The sequence below is a fragment of the Acidobacteriaceae bacterium genome (assembly GCA_028283655.1).
Classification (GTDB): domain Bacteria; phylum Acidobacteriota; class Terriglobia; order Terriglobales; family Acidobacteriaceae; genus Granulicella.
On record JAPWKE010000003.1, the window covers coordinates 2315063 to 2333746 of the forward strand.

An 18684-nucleotide genomic window follows, 5' to 3' on the forward strand; every position below is an offset into this window, starting at 1 on the left:
CGCTAAAACGCCTGACCAATCGAGAAGAAGAAGTTGAAATGTCCGCCATGTCCCACGTAGGGCAACGCATCTGTGTAATCCGTAAATACGGGATAGACCGGAGGATTCAGGTTGTAACTAAAGTCGAGACGGATGGGACCAACAGGCGTCTTGTAACGAACACCAAGCCCAACAGCGTGAGAGTAATAATTGAAGTCGCAGTTACCCGCAAACTGGCCGTAGTAATCCGAGTTTGACTGGTCAGAAGTGCGTGCAGGAGCATCGGCCGGAATGCTCAGATCAGAGCACGTCTTCTTATTGGGCTGCTTGAAGTGCTTGATGCTTGTAAACATGTCTCCGGGGTTGCGGAAGACATTGCCCATGTCATGAAACAGCACGAACGAAACACTCTGCCCCACCAACGGCAACGTCGGCGGCGGCAGTCGAAGCTCAATGTTGTTCACCACCGCTCCTGAACCACCAACCGGATAACCCGTCGTAAGGTCACGAGGCCCAGCCTGGTTGATACCAAAGCCACGGTGCGAGGTTGCGCCACCCGCATAGAGACGCTCCGGCAGCGGGATAGGATTGCAGGTGGCGTTCCGGTTTAACAGGCTGGTTGGATCGCTCGCGTCTCCGCCGCAGTTCGCGATCTGGTTGATCTGCGAAAGATCGCTGACGCCGCTGGAACCACCGAAGAAGTTTTCAAACGCCACACGCGTATTCCGTGCCAGCGTGTACTTATGCTTGCCGAACGTGTAGTAGCTGGAGTGCGAAAGGTCCGTGCGGCTAAAGTTTGTTTCGGCACCAAATGTGGAGTAAGAGAAGAACTCCTGCACCGAGTAGTACACGCCCTTCTGCGCGTCCAGAGGACTCGGATCACGTGTGTCATGGAAGTACGTCAGCCCAGGTCCGCCAACCGTAACGGGCAGCGAAAACTGGCTGACCAGGTTCGGCGTAATTTCCAGACTGTTTTGATTGACGCTCGTACGGCGGTACTGGAAGTCGTAGATAAACGTGTCAGCCTTTTTATACTTCTGCGTTACGCGAAAATCGCCCTGCAACGTCGATGCCTGGAAAGTCGTGATGTTCTGCACGTTTGAGTATCCACCGCTGACCGCAGCAGAGAATGCGGGGTTGCCGAAAAGCTGCGGGTTGTTGAGGCTAAGCGTCGCCACCGTTTCCAGCAGGCCATACGTCGTGTGCAACGTCAGCGACTTCTGCGTTCCAAAGAGATTAATACGCGAGACATCCAGCGAGACACGCGGGCTGACGCCCGCCTGTCCATTCTGCGCCGCTGTGACGCGGCGACCAAGCTGCGAAGGGCCAAAGTCCGGCGTTCCGGTCTGAGCCTCAAAGCCGAAGCCATAGGTCACATCCCACCGTTTGCCTTCGGTGAGTTGAATCAGCACATTCTTTTGCGGCTCACGACCTGTAGGATTTTGCACCGCAGTATTTGCTTCGTTGAACAAGGCAAGGTTGTACAGATTGCGCTGCGTTTGCAGCAAAGCTGCCTGATCCAGAGGCTCTCCCTCACGCAACGTAATCTGCTTCTGCACCAGCGCAGGCTTCGTGTGCACCACGCCTGAGATCAGGATCTTATTAACGAAAGTCTGACGGCCTTCTGTCACGGCCATCGTCACATCCGTAACCGTACTGTCGTCCTTCTCCGGGGTCTGCACGTACTCGATGCGAGCATGGTCGAAGCCATGCGCCAGGTAATAGTTCAGAACAAGATCACGATCGCCCGAAAGCGTAATCAGAGAGAACGGCTGGCCTTCTTCCGTGCTCAGCATGGAGCGAATCGTTTCGAGTCGTGACTCATCAACGCCGCTGACTTTTACTTCGCCAAACTTTTGCTGCTCGCCTTCAACAACAGTGAAAAGGACCTTGATCTCGGCCACCTTCAAGGGCTTGCCATCCGGTCCCTTGTTCGAATCAGAGACCGAAGATGTCACCTTCACACGGGTGAATCCACTCGCACGATAGAGCGCCTCAATCGAGCTCACATCCGAAGCCACGAGCCGCGCCGAGTAGACGCCGGAGCGCCGATACAGATCACCCTTCTTTACGCTCAGGCGCTCCTGAATCGTATCCGTGTTGAAGTACTTGTTGCCACGAATCCGCACATCAAGCACCTTGTGCTTCTCACCCTTGTCCACGACATACTGAACAGTCTCGTTGCGAGTTCCCTTGCCGGTTCGCTTTACGTCGTCGGTTACATCGAAGTAGCCCTGTTGTTGCATGTAATCGCGAAGGTTGAATGCGCCTTCATTCAGCAGATCGATATCAACGGTGCCCTCTTCATAGATTGGAATGAGTAACTTCTTGCGCGAGTTACTCACCTTCGCCCCGGAAATATCGACCTTGACGATCGGGCCCTGATCGGCAAGAAAAGAGAAGTCCAACTGCTTCCGGTTCGAAGCATAGGTCTGCTTCTGAAGGCTGATCGTTCCTTCGAGCCTGTCCTTCTTCTGGTAATAGTTCCGCACACCACTCAGCGCGGTGCTCACCGTCTCACGCGAAATCTTCTGCGTACAGTTGTGGTTGAACAGGTGGTTCAACCAGGTGCAGTTCAGCGAACCACGCTTGCGAAATTCTGCCACCGTGATTCCGGGATCGCTTCCTGTCACGGCCACCGTTCCCACTCGCGCCTGCGGCCCGGTATTGACGGCGAACGAAGCATTTACCTGGTGTCCCACATCATCCGTCGTCGTACGCACGTCCACGCGCGGCTCAAAGTAGCCATTCTCCGCCAGGGACGCCACAATACCGTCAACCGCCGCAGGGATCTGGGCCTCTGTGTATCCCGCGCCGGGGTCAAGCTTGGTCGCAAACGCCTCCAGCGAGGCAAGACGCTCCGCATCGATGCCGTCAATCTCAACCCGGCCGACGTAGTACCGAGGCGTGCCTGAGTAAATCAACTCGAGCCCGCCCGGGGACGTTGTACTGCTCACGCTCAGATCGCGGTAACGGCCCGTGCGAAAGAGCAGCCGCATATCTTCGCGAACTTTCTCCGGATCAAGCGCCACGCCGGACTTCTGCTTCAACCCTGCAAGGAAGCGATCGTTCTCGGCAAACTGCACACCCTCAAAACGAATGGCCGTAACGCGCTCTCCGCGCCGCGTCCAAACCGTCTCCTGCAGCGGGGGAAGCACATTCGTAATACGGTCGGAGTCCTTTGCCTGCGCAGAGACTTCCGGCGCCACAGGAGCATCCACCGAGCCCTGCTGCGCCATGAGAGAACGCCCCAGAACGCCACACATGCCAATAGCAGCAAACAGCGTCAGCCGGCGCATACGTTTCCATGGCCCCTTGCCATCGCGTTGGATTGACCCTGCCTGACCTGCCACGAACACCTGCTCCCTGAGTTCTTTCTACCCGCAACCGCACGACCCGACCCACATCAAACGGGTTTGACGAACAAGCTGCCCTCCGGGCATCACCGTCTCGCGGACGTTACAACAATATTTTGATATGGATGCAGAAACTTTAGGGAACGCTGCCAGCCGCTGGCAACACTCCCGAGAAGAAGCAACCCACCCACATTCCTTATACTCAACCCTGATGGCTATGCCGAACGAACCCGACCTTGCCGAACGGTACTCCCGACAGATTTTATTCCCGGGGATAGGGACTGAGGGTCAGGCCAGACTGCGATCCGCTCACGCAGCGGTCATCGGCGTCGGAGCCACCGGAGCAGCCACCGCCCAGCTTCTGGCTCGCGCAGGCGTTGGGCGCCTCACGCTTGTGGACCGCGACTTCGTGGAGCCCTCCAACCTGCAGCGTCAGGTACTTTTTGACGAAGCCGACGCTCGGCAGGCTCTCCCAAAAGCCGTGGCCGCCCGGCAAAAACTCGCTGGCATCAACTCCGAATGCCTCGTCGAGGCGCACGTCGCGGACCTCGTTCCGGGAAACATCGCCGACCTGCTCGCCGGGGCCAGTCTTGTGCTCGACTGCACCGACAACTTCGAAACCCGGTATCTGATCAACGATTTCGCCGTCAGCAGCGGTGTGCCGTGGATTTATGCCGCGGCCGTCGGGGCCTACGCTGCCACGATGAACATCCTGCCGAAGCAGACAGAGAGCGACACCCCCTACGAGCCCACCGCCTGCCTCGCCTGCATCTTCCCTGCGGCGCCCTCCGGCCCGGTCGAAACCTGCGACACCAGCGGAATTCTCTCCACGGCGGTCAACCTCGCCGCCAGCCTCCAGTCCACCGAGGCCCTGAAGTTCCTCACAGGACAGCCTGAAAAAATGCGCCGAACGCTGGTCTCTTACGACCTGTGGAGCGGTGAATTTTCAGAGGTAAAGGCCACAAAACCACGCACAAGCTGCGAGGTCTGCGGCGAACGAAACTTCCGCTACCTGGCTGGCGAAGCCCGTCCGCACATCACGCTTTGCGGCCGCAACTCGGTACAGATCCACGAACATCACCGTCCGCTCAATCTGTCTGCCCTCGCTGCCCGCCTCTCCCCGCTCGGCGAAGTTCGCAGCAACAGCATGCTCCTCCGCTTCCTCTACGGGGCCTACACCCTGACGGTTTTCCCCGACGGCCGAGCCCTGATCCAGGGCACAACGGATACCGCGCTCGCCCGATCACTGTATGCGCGATTTATCGGCAGCTAGCAACATCGCGCGCCCACCCGGACAACCTTCCCGCCGCAACGCGCCTCCAAACCGAGTGACAACCTTTTATTCACCTCTGCTGTAGGCTGGAGTCTGCATGACCGTCCAGCACAGCAGGAACGTACAGACCGGACGGCGCGATGCAAGTACAAGGCCAAGCAAAGATGTCAAATGCAAAACCGAATCCCGGCTTATTTAAGCGGAATCCACCGATTGCCGGCGAAGCCGAAGCAATTGAAAGTGCCAAGAACGGTGACGCTGAGGCGTTTTCGAAGCTCTATGCGCTGCATAAACGCCGCGTGTACACGCTTTGCCTGCGCATGCTCGGCAACGTCACCGAAGCTGAGGACATGACGCAGGAAGCCTTCCTGCATCTGTACCGCAAGCTCGGCAGCTTCCGCGGCGAATCAGCCTTCTCCACCTGGCTCCACCGCCTCACGGTGAACCTGGTGCTGATGCACCTGCGCAAAAAGGGCCTTCAGCTCGTTTCCCTGGAAGAGACCATCAACCCGAGCGAAGACGACGCCCCAAAGCGCGACTTTGGCTCGAAGGACCTCAACCTCACCGGATCCGTGGATCGCGTCACGCTGGAGCGTGCCGTGGCTTCCCTTCCTCCTGGCTACCGCACGGTCTTCGTTCTCCATGACGTCGAAGGCTTTGAACACAACGAAATCGCAAAGATGCTTGAATGCTCGACCGGAAATTCCAAGTCTCAGCTCCACAAGGCTCGCCTGAAGCTGCGCGAAATGCTTCGCCAGCCGGAACAATTTGCTGCACTTGTCTCGAAGAGCAAGGAGGTTATGCAGTGAACGACCTCAGCACGTTGAACTTCGATGCACTTACCCCCGGAGAGTTTTCCGAGCATCTGCCAGAGTTGATTGCTTCCTCCGAAGGTAGCCTCTTCGACGACTCCCGCCTCACCGGCTTCTTCGCAGAAAATCCTGACGCTGCCGGCCTGGTGCGCGATCTGGAAGCGATCGCCGCAGCAGCCAAGAGCCTCTTCGAACCGGAAGCAGAAGAAGAGCCTTCGGACTCTGTATGGTCGAACATCGCTTCGAAACTCGGCCAGCCCGATCCCAGCGAAGCGTAGATCTCAAACAGTAACCAGCAAGACGGCGGCCCTCGGGTCGCCGTCTTGCTTTTGCCCTGCGCTCGTCTTTCGGCCCCTTCTCCGCTACCCTTGAACTCACTATGAGTTTTCAGTACGAGTTGCGCCGCGTCATCGAAGGCCACGAGCATTTCAGCCTGGACGAGGCCCGCATTCTGATGCGTCGTATCCTCGCGGGCGAGGCTTCCGACATTGAAATCGGCGCCCTGATCGGTGCGCTGGCAGCTCGCGGCGAAACCGCCGAAGAGATCGCCGGATTCGCCCTCGCCCTCCGCGAGCAGGCCCTCACGCTGCCACTCACCGACGACGAGCGCAGCCGCATCGTAGACACCTGCGGAACCGGTGGCGACACCTCCGGCACGTTCAACATCTCCACCGCAGCCGCGCTGGTAGCAGCCGCCGCAGGAGCCTCCGTCGCCAAACATGGCAACCGTGCCGTCACCTCCAAGTGCGGCTCTGCGGACGTGCTCGAAGCGCTGGGCATCCCAACCGAGCTCTCACCCGAGGTCGCTGCAGAGACTCTTCGCCGCCACCGCTTCGTCTTCCTGCATGCACCGTCGCACCATCCCGGCATGAAGGCCGTGATGCCCGTGCGCCGCGCGATCGGCGTCCGTACCGTCTTCAATGCGCTCGGGCCGCTGCTGAACCCCGCTGGGGCCCGCCGACAGGTCATGGGCGTCTACACCGGCCGCCTGGTCGCGCTGGCGGCCGAGGCCATGACACATCTCGGAACCACGCACGCCCTCGTCGTCCACGGCGAAGGCGGGCTGGACGAAATCTCCCTCGCCGGACGCACGGAGGTCGCGCGCGTCCGCTCCAACGAGCCCATCCAGCTCCTCTCCGTCACTCCTGGAGATGCAGGGCTCGAGCGCGCTCCACTTTCTGCGCTCGCAGGCGAAAACGCCGTCACCAATGCAGCAATACTGCGTGAGATCTTCGCAGGAAAGAAGGGTCCTCACCGCGACGTCGTTCTGCTGAACGCTGGTGCAGTGCTCGAAGTCGCGGAGATCGCGAAAGATATTCACGAGGGTGTGGCGATTGCCGCAGAGACAATTGATTCGGGTCGTGTAAAGATTCTCGTCGAGCAGTTAGCAGCACATTGAGCAACACTCCACCGCTAGGAGCCTCCATGTCCGTCCCGACTCTCTCCCCCGCCATGGTCACCACGGCGTTTGAGCTTCCCGGCCATCGCATCGTGCAGAACCTTGGCATCGTGCGTGGCATCGTCGTCCGCTCCCGCTCGGTCTTCGGCACGTTCGGTGCCAGCCTGCAAACGCTGGTCGGAGGCGACATCTCCCTCTTTTCGCAGCTCTGCGAAAAGACCCGGGAAGACGCCTTTCAACGCATGTTGCAGCACGCTGCCGAGCACGGAGCCAACGCCGTCATCGGTATGCGTTACGACGCCAACGAACTCATGCAGGGCGTCACCGAAGTCCTCGCCTACGGCACAGCCGTTCTCGTAGACAGGGAGGCCTGAGATGGCAAAAGTCACCGGCATTGGCGGCGTCTTTCTTCGTAGCCCCAACCCGAAGCAGCTGACAGCGTGGTACGCCGAGCACCTTGGCCTCCACCTGACCGACTACGGCATCATGCTGCAGTACGCGGACGACCTTGCCGTCCAGCCCAAAGACACCAGCATGACCATCTGGTCGGCCTTCCCGGCTGACACCAAGTACTTCGGCGAAGGTCATCAGGGCGTCATGATCAACTACCGCGTCGACGACCTTCCTGCGCTGCTCAAGAAACTCGAGGCCGCAGGGATTTGGATCGATCCAAAGCAACAGAACGAAGAGTACGGACGCTTCGCCTGGATCAAGGATTGCGACGGCAACCGCCTCGAACTCTGGCAGCCACTCGGCGAATCCGCCGAGGACGGAAAGCCGTCCGGACACTGATCTTCGCACAACTAAGTCGATAATCGGGCGCGCTAGCTTGCTCCCGCTTTCCCCCGCCAAATACGATGGCAAACGTTACCGCGAACCAGAACCAGGAGCGCTCATGAAGATTCACGAGTACCAGGCCAAAGAAATTCTCCGCAAACACAGCGTCACCGTGCCTGCGGGCGAAATGGCCACGACCATTGAAGAAGCCGAACGTGCGGCCAAGAACCTGTTCGACGCCGGCAACGCCGTTGTCGTGGTGAAGGCGCAGATTCACGCCGGCGGCCGCGGCAAGGGCGGCGGCGTCAAGCTTGCCAAGAACCTCGACGAGGCTGTTGCTTACTCCAAGCAGATCCTCGGCATGCAGCTCATCACTCACCAGACCGGCCCGCAAGGCCAGAAGGTTCAGCGCCTGCTGATCGAGTCCGGTTCGGCGATCGACCGTGAGCTTTATCTCGGCATCGTGCTCGACCGCGCGTCGGCCAAGGTTGTGTTCATGGCCTCGCAGCACGGCGGCATGGAGATCGAAGAAGTCGCTCACGAGAACCCCGACGCGATCTTCAAGGAGTACATCGACCCCGCTGTCGGCTTTGCTCCGTACCAGGCACGCAAGCTCGCCTTCAAGCTTGGTCTTGCGCCGACGCAGGTTGGCGAAGCAGTCAAGTTTATGACCGGCCTCTACAACGCGTTCATGGAGACCGACTCGTCCCTGATGGAGATCAACCCCTTCATCACCACGAAGGACGGCAAGCTCGCGGCTCTCGACTGCAAGATTAACTTCGACGACAACGCGATGTTCCGCCACAAGGACCTGAAGGAATTGCGCGACATCGCCGAGGAAGATCCGCTCGAAGTGGAAGCCTCGAAGTACGCGCTGAACTACATTAAGCTCGACGGCACCATCGCCTGCATGGTGAACGGCGCTGGCCTCGCGATGGCGACGATGGACATCATCGAGCACTCGGGCGGTTCCGCGGCAAACTTCCTCGACGTTGGCGGCGGCGCCAACCAGGAGCAGATTGAGAACGCCTTCGGCATCCTCCTCTCTGACCCCAACGTGAAGGCGATCTTCATCAACATCTTCGGCGGCATTCTGCGCGTGGATGTGCTCGCGACCGCAGTGGTGGCCGCAGCGAAGAAGCTCAACGTAACGCTGCCCATCGTTCTTCGCCTCGAAGGCACGAACGTTGAAGAAGGCCGCGAGATTTTGAAGAACTCCGGCTTGAAGTTTGAAGTTGGCGCAACGATGAAGGAAGCGGCTGACCTGGTTGTCGCTGCAGCGAAGGGAGTCAACTAAATGTCGGTACTCGTAGACAAGAACACGCGACTCATCGTTCAGGGCATCACCGGTCGTGAAGGCACCTTCCACGCGAAGGGTTGCGCGGAGTACGCCAAGCAGTTCGGCGTTGACCTCGTCGTGGGCGGCGTAACGCCCGGCAAGGGCGGCACGACCCACGAAGGCTGGCCCGTATTCAACACGGTGGAAGAAGCCGTGAAGGAAACCGGTGCGAACGCAACCGTCATCTTCGTTCCGCCACCGTTCGCGGCGGACGGCATCCTTGAAGCTGTCGACGCGCAGATCCCGCTCGTCGTCTGCATCACCGAAGGCATTCCGGTGCTCGACATGGTGAAGGTGTGGGACGTGGCGAAGAACTCGTCCTCGCGCCTCATCGGACCGAACTGCCCCGGCGTCATCTCGCCCGGTAAGGCGAAGATCGGCATCATGCCCGGCCGCATCCACAAGGAAGGCAACGTCGGCATCGTTTCGAAGTCCGGCACGCTGACCTATGAGGCTGTGTACCAGCTCACGCAGCGCGGCATCGGCCAGTCCACCGCTATCGGCATCGGCGGCGACCCGATCATCGGCACCACGCACATCGACGCACTCAAGCTCCTCAACGAGGATCCCGACACCGAAGCGATCATCATGATCGGCGAGATCGGCGGCTCGGCCGAAGAGGCAGCAGCGGAGTACATCAAGCAGCATGTGAAGAAGCCGGTTGTCGGCTTCATCGCAGGCCAGACGGCGCCTCCGGGCCGCCGCATGGGCCACGCTGGCGCGATCATCTCCGGCGGCGAAGGCACAGCTGCCAGCAAGATGGCTGCGATGGAAGCTGCAGGCATCACCGTCGTGAAGACGCCGAGTGAGATCGGCGACGCCATGGCGCGTGTGCTCGGCAAGGCTTAGCTCCGACCAACATCCAACTCAAAGAAAGACATGCCCGATGCAATATCGGGCATGTCTTTTTCTTTTGCAGGAGTCAGTAAAGACCTCCGGGCCATAGAACGCGGCATACTCGTCGCGAATACGCTATCCTCACCCCATATCGACATACGAGGTACGGAATGAAGCGATGGACGCGCCGCGAGGCAATCGGTAGTGGATTACTCGGAGGCCTCAGCCTTCTCGGTTCTCGTGGCCTTCCGGCGCAAACGCAGAAGGAGGCTCACGCTTCCGATCCGCTTCCTGCATCCGCCATCATCCCGCCCAACGGCATCGTCAGGACAGAACCGCGGCTGCGTGGCATCCATCGCGTCATCGTCGACGCCGACCCCGGTAACGACGACGCTCTCGCCATCCTCATGGCGCTCTCCTCCCCGCAGCTTCAGGTCGAAGCCATCACCGTAACCCCGGGCAACATGGGTCCGCGCTACGACCAGCAGGTTCGAAACGCACTCTATGTTGTCGATCTTGCGGGCTATAGCGGCAAGGTCCCTGTGCTGCGCGGCATGTCGCACCCCATCCTGAACCTGCCCTATCCCATCGCGACCTTCATCCACGGCAAGTACGGCCTCGGCGCCGTCGAAGTCACCGAGACGAAGCAGAAGGCTGGTGCCGAACACGCCGTAGATTCCATGCTGCGCCTCACGCGCGAAGCTCCCGGCAAGATCACCATCCTCGCCCTCGGCGGACTCACCAATGTGGCGATGGCCATCCTTCGCGACCCTGAGTTTGCGTCGCGGCTTCAGGGCATCGTTTTCGTCGGCGGGCGCTACGCCTCTCCCGGCATGGCCCCCAGCTACAACGTCCTTGTCGACCCGGAAGCTGCACATATCGTCATGAACTCCGGAGCCCCCATCACACTCGTCGGCTCCGACGTCAACAATCGCGACTCCATCCTCGTCGCCGCTGATTACGATCGTGCCGCCACCTTCAACACCCGCCGCAGCCGCTTCTTCACCGACTCCAACGCACTCCGGCGTCAATACGAAATGAAGTATCGCGGCGCCAAAGGCTCCGTCAACGCCGACCCTCTCGCCGTCGCCATCGCCGCACACCCCGAGGTCGGCCAGCGTTTCATGGACGTGAACGTGCGCGTCGAACTCCAGGGCGAATACACCCGCGGCCAACTCGTCTACGGCGACGACATCTACTCCGGCCACCCCATCCCTCCGGGCAACGTCGACCTCTGCGTACAAGCCGACGCCGAAGCCTTCAAGAAAATGGTCTTCGAGACACTGCAGATTGCCTGACGCATGAAAACCTCTCGTATCCCATTCGCGATACACTCATAACAGTGCGTTCAGCGTGCTCTGATGTAGAGCGAACGCCTCATTCACCGCATTTTGTGCGGTCAGGAGATTTCCCAAGTGTCACAGCGTACTTTCAGCATCATCAAGCCGGACGCGGTCAAGAACGGCCACGCCGCAGCCATCCTCGCAGAGATCTCGAAGGCTGGTTTCAAGCTCGTCGCGATCAAGAAGATCGTCCTCACCAAGGAGCAGGCAGCGGGCTTCTATTACGTTCACGCAGCACGCCCGTTCTTCGGCGAACTCGTCGACTTCATGAGCTCCGGCGTGATCTACCCGATGGTCCTCGAGAAGGACAACGCCATTGCCGATCTGCGCACCCTGATGGGCGCAACCGACCCGGCAAAGGCTGACGAGGGCACCATCCGCAAGATGTTTGCGACCTCGATCGGCGAGAACGCGATCCACGGTTCGGATGCAGAAGACACCGCTGCTTTCGAAATCGGCTACTTCTTCGCAGGCTACGAGCTCAAGTAGTTCTTCCCTGCTTCAAAACACAAAGGCCGCGTCTTCGGACGCGGCCTTTGTGTTTGCTGCGTGTTGCACTTTACTTGAACAACGCCAGATCCACCGCATCAGCCATGCGCTGATAGCCCGCATCGTTCGGATGCAGATGATCGCCGCTGTCATAGGCCGGGTTGAACTGCAGAGGGTGAGCAGGGTCCTGAGTCGCCTTGTCGAAGTCCACAACACCGTCGAACTCCCCGCCCGTGCGGATCCACTCGTTCAGCTTCTCGCGAACCTTCTCGCCTTCCGCTGACTGGTACTTGGCACCGACGTACGGCGTCAGCGTTCCGCCAATGATCTTCAGCCCGTGCGCATGAGCGCGAGCGATCAGCAAGCGGTCAGCGGCAATGAGCTCCTCCGCCGTAACGCTGTCCTTGCGCTTCTGCTCAGCCGTCACCTTGGGGTTGGGATCATAGGCGTGGCCGATGTCGTTGATGCCTTCCATGAAGATCACATAACGGCGACCTGAGCTCGACGGTCCATCCAAATTGAGAATGTCTCGATCGAAGCGGTTGATCGCGCTCGGGCCAGCACGCTCCCGCAGAATGCGGTTGCCGCTGATGCCCTCATTCAGCACGGTGAAGTAGGAGGTTCGCTTTTCCTTGCTCAGGCGAGTGTAGAGGAGATCCGGCCAGCGCTGGTTGGTGTCCGGCGTTGAGTGAGCGCCGTCCGTGATGCTGTCTCCAAAGCAGAGGATCGACGACTGCGTCGCAGTGTCAATGCCGACCTCGGTGAGGAAGAGCCACGGCTTCATTGTCTTCGAGTCGGTCAGCTCATGCGCCGCAGTCTGGTCACCCAGAGCAACGAAGTTTGTGGTGCTGGAAAGGCTGTGTCCGGAGACGTGCGAGATCTCCTGCTTGGGCACGAAAATGCTGACGGCGAGGTCGCTCTTGGCCGGAAAGGCAAAGTGCACTTCATCACTGATGACGCGCTCACCAGGCGGAATGACCACGCTCGACTTACCCTCGAAGGTGACCGGAACGGTCGCGTCCACGGTACTGCCTGTCGTGCGTTGAGCCAACGTAACGGCACCGATCGTCAACGGTTCTTTGCCGAACTCATTGCTCAACGTGACAGCGGTAAATTCAGGCGATCCCGCAGAAACGTGGACGATTTCACGCAGCGTCAAGTCGTACTTGCCTGCATTTCCGGCTGGGTACTCCACGGGCGACGAGGCCCAGGTACCCACCAGCCAGGCGGCTTGCGCATACAACGGCTGAGAAGCAACGAGACCTGTAAACAAGGCAAGGAAGACTACGGCGATTCGCTTCAAGATGAACTCCATCGAGTTTCGATGGGAGCATTCTAGTTCACGCGCATAACGACTCGCTTACAAGTCGTCTCTAGTGCGAAAGTTCTTTGTCCAGCCGCGCCAGTTGCTCGCCACTCAACTCATGCCGAATCTGCAGCAGGATGTGCGCGTTCTGCTTTTCCAACTCAGCGCGAGCCTGCGCGACGCGATCAATCGCCGCAAAGACTTTGGTCTCGTCCTGCAGATCCTGGGAGCTCATCGAGCCGAGAGCCTGCTCTTCATGACGCAGATTGGTATAGGCAGAGATGAGCTGGCTCTTGTTCGCCGCGAAGATATCGTCCATGCGGTGCTGCTGGTCGGTACGAAGGCTCAACGTGTGGGAGATCTTCTTGTCGTCCCACCAGCGTCCCGGAGGCCCGAGCTGCGGGCCCGAGCGCATCGACGAGCCACCCGTAAAGCTGTTGCCGCCGAAGCTACCATGGCCGGAGTTGCTCCCCATCATGCCGCCGTCTGCAGACATGCCTCTTCCACCCGGACCACCGGGGCCGCCCCCATGCGGGCCACCAGGGCCTTGCGCAGAAGCTGCCGTCACAGCGCCGAAAAGGCACAAGAGCAGAGCGAGTTGAGTGAAGCGTCGAAACACGGCGAAGTCCTTCAAGAGATCAAACAGTGGAGCGGGGCCCATGGGGATGTGAAATTAGTCTCGCACGGTATTACTATGCGATGCACGCGTTTCCGACGACTGCGGCTCCATCGCATACGCCGCCAGCGTAGCGTCAGGTGCGCCGAGTTCCCGGTCAATCGCCTGCAACATACGATTATCTCGTTCAATCTGTTCGGCTGAAGCACCAACCGGCGTCATCGCGGTCATGCCGGTATGCGAAACCGCAGCCACAGTGGCCTCAACCGGTGCAGGTGTCGCCACCACGGCTGGAGCGGCCACGGGTGCCACGACCGCAACTGCGGCCGTTTCCGCAGGGGCGTGGTGCGCCCGAGTCACAGGGATCGCAAACCCGAGGGCAAGCGCGCAGGTTCCTGCCATCGCCCAGCCAAACCGGTGGCTCGCACGCGTGGTGTGAGAGTTCATCGCCGGAACCGGCATGGTTGCGGAGCGACGCTCTGCCCAGGCAAGCGACATCTCGCGGAACGCGACCATCGGAGCTTCCGTCGCGGCGACGCGTTCCTGGCAATGCTCGCAGCCTGCAAGATGCGAAGCGGCTGCCGGAGCGAGGTCGCCGATCAGGTGCTCGTCGATCTGTTCGTCGGTAAGGTGAAGAAGATTGTTCATTGCGAAGCTCCTACCTGCGCGCGAACGGACTTCAGCGCGCGATGGAGATGCGTCTTGACGGTATTGACCGGCATACTCAGTGCAGCAGCGATCTCCGCCAGGTCCATCTCCTGGGCAAAACGCATAAGGAAGATTTTGCGCTGGTTGGGCGAAAGCCCCTCAAGGGCGGCCTGGACATGCCCAGCCTGCTCCTTTGCCAGCATACGAGACTCCGGTGACGATTCGCCGGAGGGAAGGAAGTTTGCCGCTTCCGTCACGTCAATGGCCGAGTTACGGGCCTGACGCCAGAATCGGAACTTCTGAAGGCGCTGATGATCGCGCACCAGATTCAGTGCAATCGAGGTCAACCAGGTGTTGACCGAACAGTCACCGCGAAATCTCTCGCGCCCGTTGTACGCCTTCAGGAAGGTGTCCTGGGTGATTGATTCTGCGAGGTCCGCGTCTCCGATCGAGAACGTGACAAAGCGCAGAACCCGCGGCCGGTAGGTGCGGATAAGCGTCTCGATATCATCGAGTTCGCTGGTAACAGGCACAACTTCCGGCAAATCGCTCATGGTGCGGGCGTGGATGGCGAGCTGCATACTCTTGAAGACGAGCCGCTCGCAGTCGTCAGGTTACACTCCAGCAGGTTTTTTCGTATGCCCTAAGAACATTTTGTCCACTCTTCGGCAGCGTTTCTCCACTCTAAATGCATCACAATGAAACGATTACCAGGAGAACCAGATTGTCCAGCCAGGAAGAACAGCCGTCCAGCGCTGCCGAAACGGTAGCCGAAACGGCCGACGCTAACGAGACACCGACCACCCAGCGGGAACGCACCGTTCGCGGGCACATTCTCTTCGCATTCATCGTGCTCATCACGCTTCTGCTGGGCTGGCGTTTGCGCCATGCGTTGGGCATCATCTACGTTTCCGCGCTCTTCGCCGTCGTGCTAATGCCGATCGTGCAGCAGATGATGCGCCTGAAGATCGGCAAATACCGCCCGTCGCGCACCATCGGCGTCGTTCTGCTGATCGCTTCCGTCGGCGTATTGATGACACTCTTCCTGCTCATCGGCCTGCCGCCCGTCATGCACGACATCCAGAGCTTCGCCTCCGACGCGCCCTCGCGCATTCCCGAGCTGGTCGAAAAGCTCCACCACATCCCCTTTGCCAGCAAGATCGGCGTCGATAGTCTTGCTGCAAAGGCCGAAGGCACCGCCGGGACGCTGGCCCAGCACCTGCTCACCAGCATTCCCGAATGGCTGAACAGCTTCCTCGAACTGCTCGAAGCACTGATTCTCTGCGTCTACTTCATGCTGGAAGGCGAGTACGCCTACTTCTACTTCCTGTCGTTCTTCCCCACCGGCTCGCGTGAGCGTCTGGCAAAGACGCTGATGACCGCCGAACTGCGCATGAGCAAATGGCTGCTGGGCCAGGGTGCGCTGATGCTTATCCTCGGCGTCAGCTCAACCATTGTCTTCGCCTGCCTGCATGTGCGTTACTTCTTCCTGCTGGGCATGTTGATGGGGCTGTTCAACATCATCCCCGTCGTCGGCGGCATCATCACCATCGTGCTTGCGGCAGGAGTCGCCGCGCTGGACTCATGGACGAAGATGGCCGGCGTGCTCATTTTCTACGCCATCTACATTCAGATTGAAAACGCCTGGCTGACGCCTCGCATTATGAAAACCAGCGTCGACCTCATGGGTCTTGGCGTCCTCGTGGCGCTCCTTTGCGGAACGACACTCGCTGGGGCAGTGGGAGCCATGGTGGCGGTCCCGACGGCTGCGCTGGTCGTGGTGCTGATGGACGAGTACCTTGTGCAGACCGACCCGGCCGCGCTGCTGCAACAAAAAATGGCGAAGTCGAAGGACGCCTGAGACACCTGCCGCTACCGGTTTGAGCGCCTAGTTGAGCTCAAGCCGCGCGAGCAGGTGAGCAACCGTTGCCGTCGCGCTCAACGAGGCCGTTTCGACGATCTCATGCGCGATGGCGTGGTAATGCTCTGCGCGACGAGCGAAGCGAAGCTCGGCCTCGTCGCGGTTCGCCAGAATCGGCCGCGCGGTCGCCTCAGGGTCAAGAGCCTGCTCCGCGCAACGCTCAAACAACACCTCGAACGGAGCTTTCAGAAACACCACGCAAGTATCGGCGGAAGCTTCCAGCAACTCGCGGTTGGCTTCAATCTCCGGCGCTCCCCCACCTAATGCAATCACCGTGCTGCGCAACGCAAGCAGCTTGCCCAGCACATCGCTCTCAACCCGGCGAAAGTACGCCTCGCCATGCTCGGCAAAGAGCCCGGGAACGGTCTGCCCGCTCACCAGTTCAATTTCCGTATCGAGGTCGACAAAACTCCAGCCAAGCTCTGCAGCAAGCAGACGGCCGATCGTGGATTTGCCCGAGCCCATGAATCCAGCCAGGACGATGCGTTCAAGAGACATAACTCTATCGTCGCGCACGCAGCAGCCTGTAGCAAGTTCACTCGCAGAGATCCAACTCATCCATGCAGAGCGCGGTACACCGCGCGAGCGAGTTCGTCCTTCCGGAACGGCTTCGAAAGAACAGAAACAGCATCTTCCGCAACGCTGTTATGCAGCAGCGCATTCCGCGTATAGCCGGACATATACAGCACACGCAGAAGCGGGCTGCGATGCTGCGCTTCTGTGGCCAGCGCAGCTCCGCTCATGCCTCCCGGCAACACAACGTCCGTCAGCAGCAAGTCAACATGCTGCGCTTCGGCCAGGGTCTTCAGAGCAGAAGCACCATCGCCGGCGCTAACCACTTTGTAGCCAAGCATCCCCAGCAGGCGCTCGACCAGCTTGCGAATCGTGGCATCATCCTCCACCAGCAGGATGGTTTCGCCCGCGCCCTCGGTTGACTCCGAGACTCTCGGAGCGACACTCTCCATCGGCTTCGCATTCCCCTTATCTCGTGGGAGAAACAGCTTCACCGTCGTTCCCAGTCCGAACTCCGAGTAGATCTTCAGATGCCCGCCCGACTGCTTGATGAAGCCATAGACCATCGACAGCCCCAGCCCCGTGCCACGCCCCACAGGCTTGGTGGTAAAGAACGGCTCCAGGATGTGGTCGAGCACGTTGCGCTTCATCCCCGTCCCCGAATCGGAGACGGCAATCTGCACATACTCCCCCGCAATCACCTCGGAGTTCTGCCGTACATACTCTTCATCCAGCACGATGTTCTGCGCCTCGATCGTCAGCCGCCCACCGCTCGGCATGGCATCGCGAGCGTTCACCGCCAGGTTCAACAGCGCATTCTCCAACTGCGAAGAGTCGACGCAAATCGCCCATAGATCAGGCGTCAGATAATGCTCCACCACAATGTTCTCGCCCAGCGATCGGCTGAAGAGCCCCGCCATATCGACGACCATGTGAGCGGTGTCCACAAGTCGCGGCTCCAGCGGCTGCTGCCGTGCAAACGCCAGCAATCGCTGCGTGAGACCTGCGCCACGCTTCACCGACGCCAGCGCATCGGCCACCATCGAGCGAACCTCCGGCCGGTCGGCCGAGTGCTCCGCAATCAACTCCAGATTGCTAAGCACAATGGTTAGCAGGTTGTTGAAGTCGTGCGCCACACCGCCCGTCAACTGGCCGATAGCTTCCATCTTCTGCGACTGCCGAAGCTGCGCTTCCACAGCATTACGCGCAGTCACATCCACCACCGCCACGAGCCGCGCAGAGTCCACGCTCGCACCCAGCGATCGACTGAACGTGTCCACCTCCATCACGTTCCCTTCGCGATCACACTGCGTCCAGTTCTGTAACGTCGCAAACTCCTCGTGACGAAGTTCGTCCATCATCCCGAGAAAACGCTCCTGCTGCTTCGGTGGATGGATTCCCATGATGGACATCGCCAAAAACTCTTCGCGCGAAAACCCATAACGCTTCACGCAGGCATCGTTCACCTCAAGGAAGCGCAGCGTCGCCGGGGAGTACAGATACATCGGCAGCGGGTTGCGCTGGAACAGATAGCGAAAGTCTTCTCTCGAGCGCTCGAGCTTCCCTTCTGCCTCAGCTCGACGCTCCACCTCTGCCTGCAGCGCGCGCGAACGGTCTTCGAGCGCCGTTGTCCGCTCCCCCAGCTCCAGCGTCAGGTTCAGCAGCCGCGACTCAACAGCCTTCCTCGCGCTCAGGTCCAGCAGCGTTAGAACAAACGCCGGCGCTCCCTCTTCCAAGCGAGCCGTCAATCCAATCTCAACGGGAAACACGTGGCCATCGCGATGCAGCGCGCGCAGTCGCCGATCATCTTCCGCAGCACGCGAGTGCAGAGGCCCTTCAAACGCTGACTGCAGCCAGGGATGTCGCGCCCGCTTCCCTGCACCCCTCTTCGGAAACGAAAGCGTATCCAGAGAGACGCCAGCAAGCTCCGCCGCATCGTAGCCAAACAACTTCGACGCATCGCTATTGGCGTAGATCACCATGCCTTCGGCATCCAGCAGCAACATCGCCACAGGCATCAGTCTCGCGTACGAGATCCAATCAGCGGAAGAGCTCTGTGGGAGAGAAGACGAGTTG

The 18684-nt window shown here is 59.8% G+C and carries 18 protein-coding genes; 11 read left to right on the top strand and 7 right to left on the bottom strand.

What is annotated here, in order from left to right; all coding sequences use genetic code 11:
• Positions 1–2: 2 nt before the first annotated feature.
• Positions 3–3278 (bottom strand): POTRA domain-containing protein, encoded by a 3276-nt coding sequence (locus tag PW792_12785; protein ID MDE1162808.1) that lies wholly within the window; start codon positions 3276–3278, stop codon positions 3–5.
• Positions 3279–3546: 268 nt separating this feature from the next.
• Here PW792_12785 and PW792_12790 point away from each other — a divergent pair, with 268 nt between their 5' ends.
• The 10 genes from PW792_12790 (at position 3547) to ndk (ending at position 11604) form a co-directional block, all read left to right on the top strand.
• The gene (locus tag PW792_12790) at positions 3547–4608 is read left to right on the top strand and encodes a ThiF family adenylyltransferase (GenBank protein MDE1162809.1); all 1062 of its coding nucleotides are present in this window, start codon (positions 3547–3549) and stop codon (positions 4606–4608) included.
• 164 nt (positions 4609–4772) lie between these two features.
• Positions 4773–5417 carry an RNA polymerase sigma factor gene (locus PW792_12795; protein ID MDE1162810.1) on the top strand — a complete coding sequence of 215 codons (645 nt, stop codon included), beginning with the start codon at positions 4773–4775 and terminating at the stop codon, positions 5415–5417.
• Positions 5414–5698 (top strand): hypothetical protein, encoded by a 285-nt coding sequence (locus PW792_12800; GenBank protein ID MDE1162811.1) that lies wholly within the window; start codon positions 5414–5416, stop codon positions 5696–5698. The genes PW792_12795 and PW792_12800 overlap by 4 nt, the downstream gene beginning before the upstream one ends.
• Positions 5699–5799: 101 nt before the next feature.
• On the top strand, positions 5800–6819 hold the full coding sequence (trpD, locus tag PW792_12805; GenBank protein ID MDE1162812.1) for an anthranilate phosphoribosyltransferase: 1020 nt from the start codon (positions 5800–5802) through the stop codon (positions 6817–6819).
• 26 nt (positions 6820–6845) lie between these two features.
• A complete protein-coding gene (locus PW792_12810) occupies positions 6846–7193 on the top strand; it encodes a YbjQ family protein (protein ID MDE1162813.1) in 348 nt (115 codons plus the stop codon).
• Between the two features lies 1 nt (position 7194).
• Positions 7195–7611, top strand: coding sequence for a VOC family protein (locus tag PW792_12815; protein ID MDE1162814.1), 417 nt, complete (start codon positions 7195–7197; stop codon positions 7609–7611).
• Between the two features lie 103 nt (positions 7612–7714).
• Positions 7715–8893, top strand: coding sequence for an ADP-forming succinate--CoA ligase subunit beta (sucC, locus tag PW792_12820; protein ID MDE1162815.1), 1179 nt, complete (start codon positions 7715–7717; stop codon positions 8891–8893).
• Entirely contained in the window at positions 8894–9784 is an 891-nt protein-coding gene (gene sucD, locus PW792_12825) for a succinate--CoA ligase subunit alpha (GenBank protein MDE1162816.1), read from the top strand.
• Positions 9785–9942: 158 nt separating this feature from the next.
• Positions 9943–11070, top strand: a complete 1128-nt coding sequence (locus tag PW792_12830) for a nucleoside hydrolase (protein MDE1162817.1) — start codon at positions 9943–9945, stop codon at positions 11068–11070.
• 117 nt (positions 11071–11187) lie between these two features.
• A complete protein-coding gene (ndk, locus tag PW792_12835) occupies positions 11188–11604 on the top strand; it encodes a nucleoside-diphosphate kinase (GenBank protein ID MDE1162818.1) in 417 nt (138 codons plus the stop codon).
• Positions 11605–11674: 70 nt separating this feature from the next.
• Here ndk and PW792_12840 read toward each other — a convergent pair whose 3' ends face one another.
• From PW792_12840 to PW792_12855, 4 genes are all read right to left on the bottom strand, one after another.
• A complete protein-coding gene (locus PW792_12840; protein ID MDE1162819.1) occupies positions 11675–12907 on the bottom strand; it encodes an SGNH/GDSL hydrolase family protein in 1233 nt (410 codons plus the stop codon).
• Positions 12908–12977: 70 nt separating this feature from the next.
• The gene (locus PW792_12845) at positions 12978–13529 is read right to left on the bottom strand and encodes a periplasmic heavy metal sensor (GenBank protein ID MDE1162820.1); all 552 of its coding nucleotides are present in this window, start codon (positions 13527–13529) and stop codon (positions 12978–12980) included.
• Positions 13530–13583: 54 nt separating this feature from the next.
• Complete coding sequence (locus PW792_12850) at positions 13584–14174, bottom strand: hypothetical protein (protein MDE1162821.1); 591 nt, start codon at positions 14172–14174, stop codon at positions 13584–13586.
• Positions 14171–14755 (bottom strand): RNA polymerase sigma factor, encoded by a 585-nt coding sequence (locus PW792_12855; protein ID MDE1162822.1) that lies wholly within the window; start codon positions 14753–14755, stop codon positions 14171–14173. The genes PW792_12850 and PW792_12855 overlap by 4 nt, the downstream gene beginning before the upstream one ends.
• A 143-nt stretch (positions 14756–14898) precedes the next feature.
• Between PW792_12855 and PW792_12860 the strand changes: the two genes are divergently transcribed.
• On the top strand, positions 14899–16035 hold the full coding sequence (locus tag PW792_12860) for an AI-2E family transporter (protein ID MDE1162823.1): 1137 nt from the start codon (positions 14899–14901) through the stop codon (positions 16033–16035).
• Between the two features lie 27 nt (positions 16036–16062).
• Here PW792_12860 and PW792_12865 read toward each other — a convergent pair whose 3' ends face one another.
• The gene (locus PW792_12865) at positions 16063–16593 is read right to left on the bottom strand and encodes a shikimate kinase (protein MDE1162824.1); all 531 of its coding nucleotides are present in this window, start codon (positions 16591–16593) and stop codon (positions 16063–16065) included.
• Positions 16594–16649: 56 nt separating this feature from the next.
• The gene (locus PW792_12870) at positions 16650–18626 is read right to left on the bottom strand and encodes a PAS domain S-box protein (protein MDE1162825.1); all 1977 of its coding nucleotides are present in this window, start codon (positions 18624–18626) and stop codon (positions 16650–16652) included.
• Between the last annotated feature and the right edge of the window lie 58 nt (positions 18627–18684).

Bases quoted from the DNA above. Each gene is read 5' to 3' on its own strand.
- PW792_12785 (MDE1162808.1), bottom strand. From the start codon at position 3,278: ATGCGCCGGCTGACGCTGTTTGCTGCTATTGGCATGTGTGGCGTTCTG.
- PW792_12790 (MDE1162809.1), top strand. From the start codon at position 3,547: ATGGCTATGCCGAACGAACCCGACCTTGCCGAACGGTACTCCCGACAG.
- PW792_12795 (MDE1162810.1), top strand. From the start codon at position 4,773: ATGTCAAATGCAAAACCGAATCCCGGCTTATTTAAGCGGAATCCACCG.
- trpD (MDE1162812.1), top strand. From the start codon at position 5,800: ATGAGTTTTCAGTACGAGTTGCGCCGCGTCATCGAAGGCCACGAGCAT.
- PW792_12810 (MDE1162813.1), top strand. From the start codon at position 6,846: ATGTCCGTCCCGACTCTCTCCCCCGCCATGGTCACCACGGCGTTTGAG.
- PW792_12815 (MDE1162814.1), top strand. From the start codon at position 7,195: ATGGCAAAAGTCACCGGCATTGGCGGCGTCTTTCTTCGTAGCCCCAAC.
- sucC (MDE1162815.1), top strand. From the start codon at position 7,715: ATGAAGATTCACGAGTACCAGGCCAAAGAAATTCTCCGCAAACACAGC.
- sucD (MDE1162816.1), top strand. From the start codon at position 8,894: ATGTCGGTACTCGTAGACAAGAACACGCGACTCATCGTTCAGGGCATC.
- PW792_12830 (MDE1162817.1), top strand. From the start codon at position 9,943: ATGAAGCGATGGACGCGCCGCGAGGCAATCGGTAGTGGATTACTCGGA.
- PW792_12850 (MDE1162821.1), bottom strand. From the start codon at position 14,174: ATGAACAATCTTCTTCACCTTACCGACGAACAGATCGACGAGCACCTG.
- PW792_12855 (MDE1162822.1), bottom strand. From the start codon at position 14,755: ATGCAGCTCGCCATCCACGCCCGCACCATGAGCGATTTGCCGGAAGTT.
- PW792_12865 (MDE1162824.1), bottom strand. From the start codon at position 16,593: ATGTCTCTTGAACGCATCGTCCTGGCTGGATTCATGGGCTCGGGCAAA.
- PW792_12870 (MDE1162825.1), bottom strand. From the start codon at position 18,626: ATGCCTGTGGCGATGTTGCTGCTGGATGCCGAAGGCATGGTGATCTAC.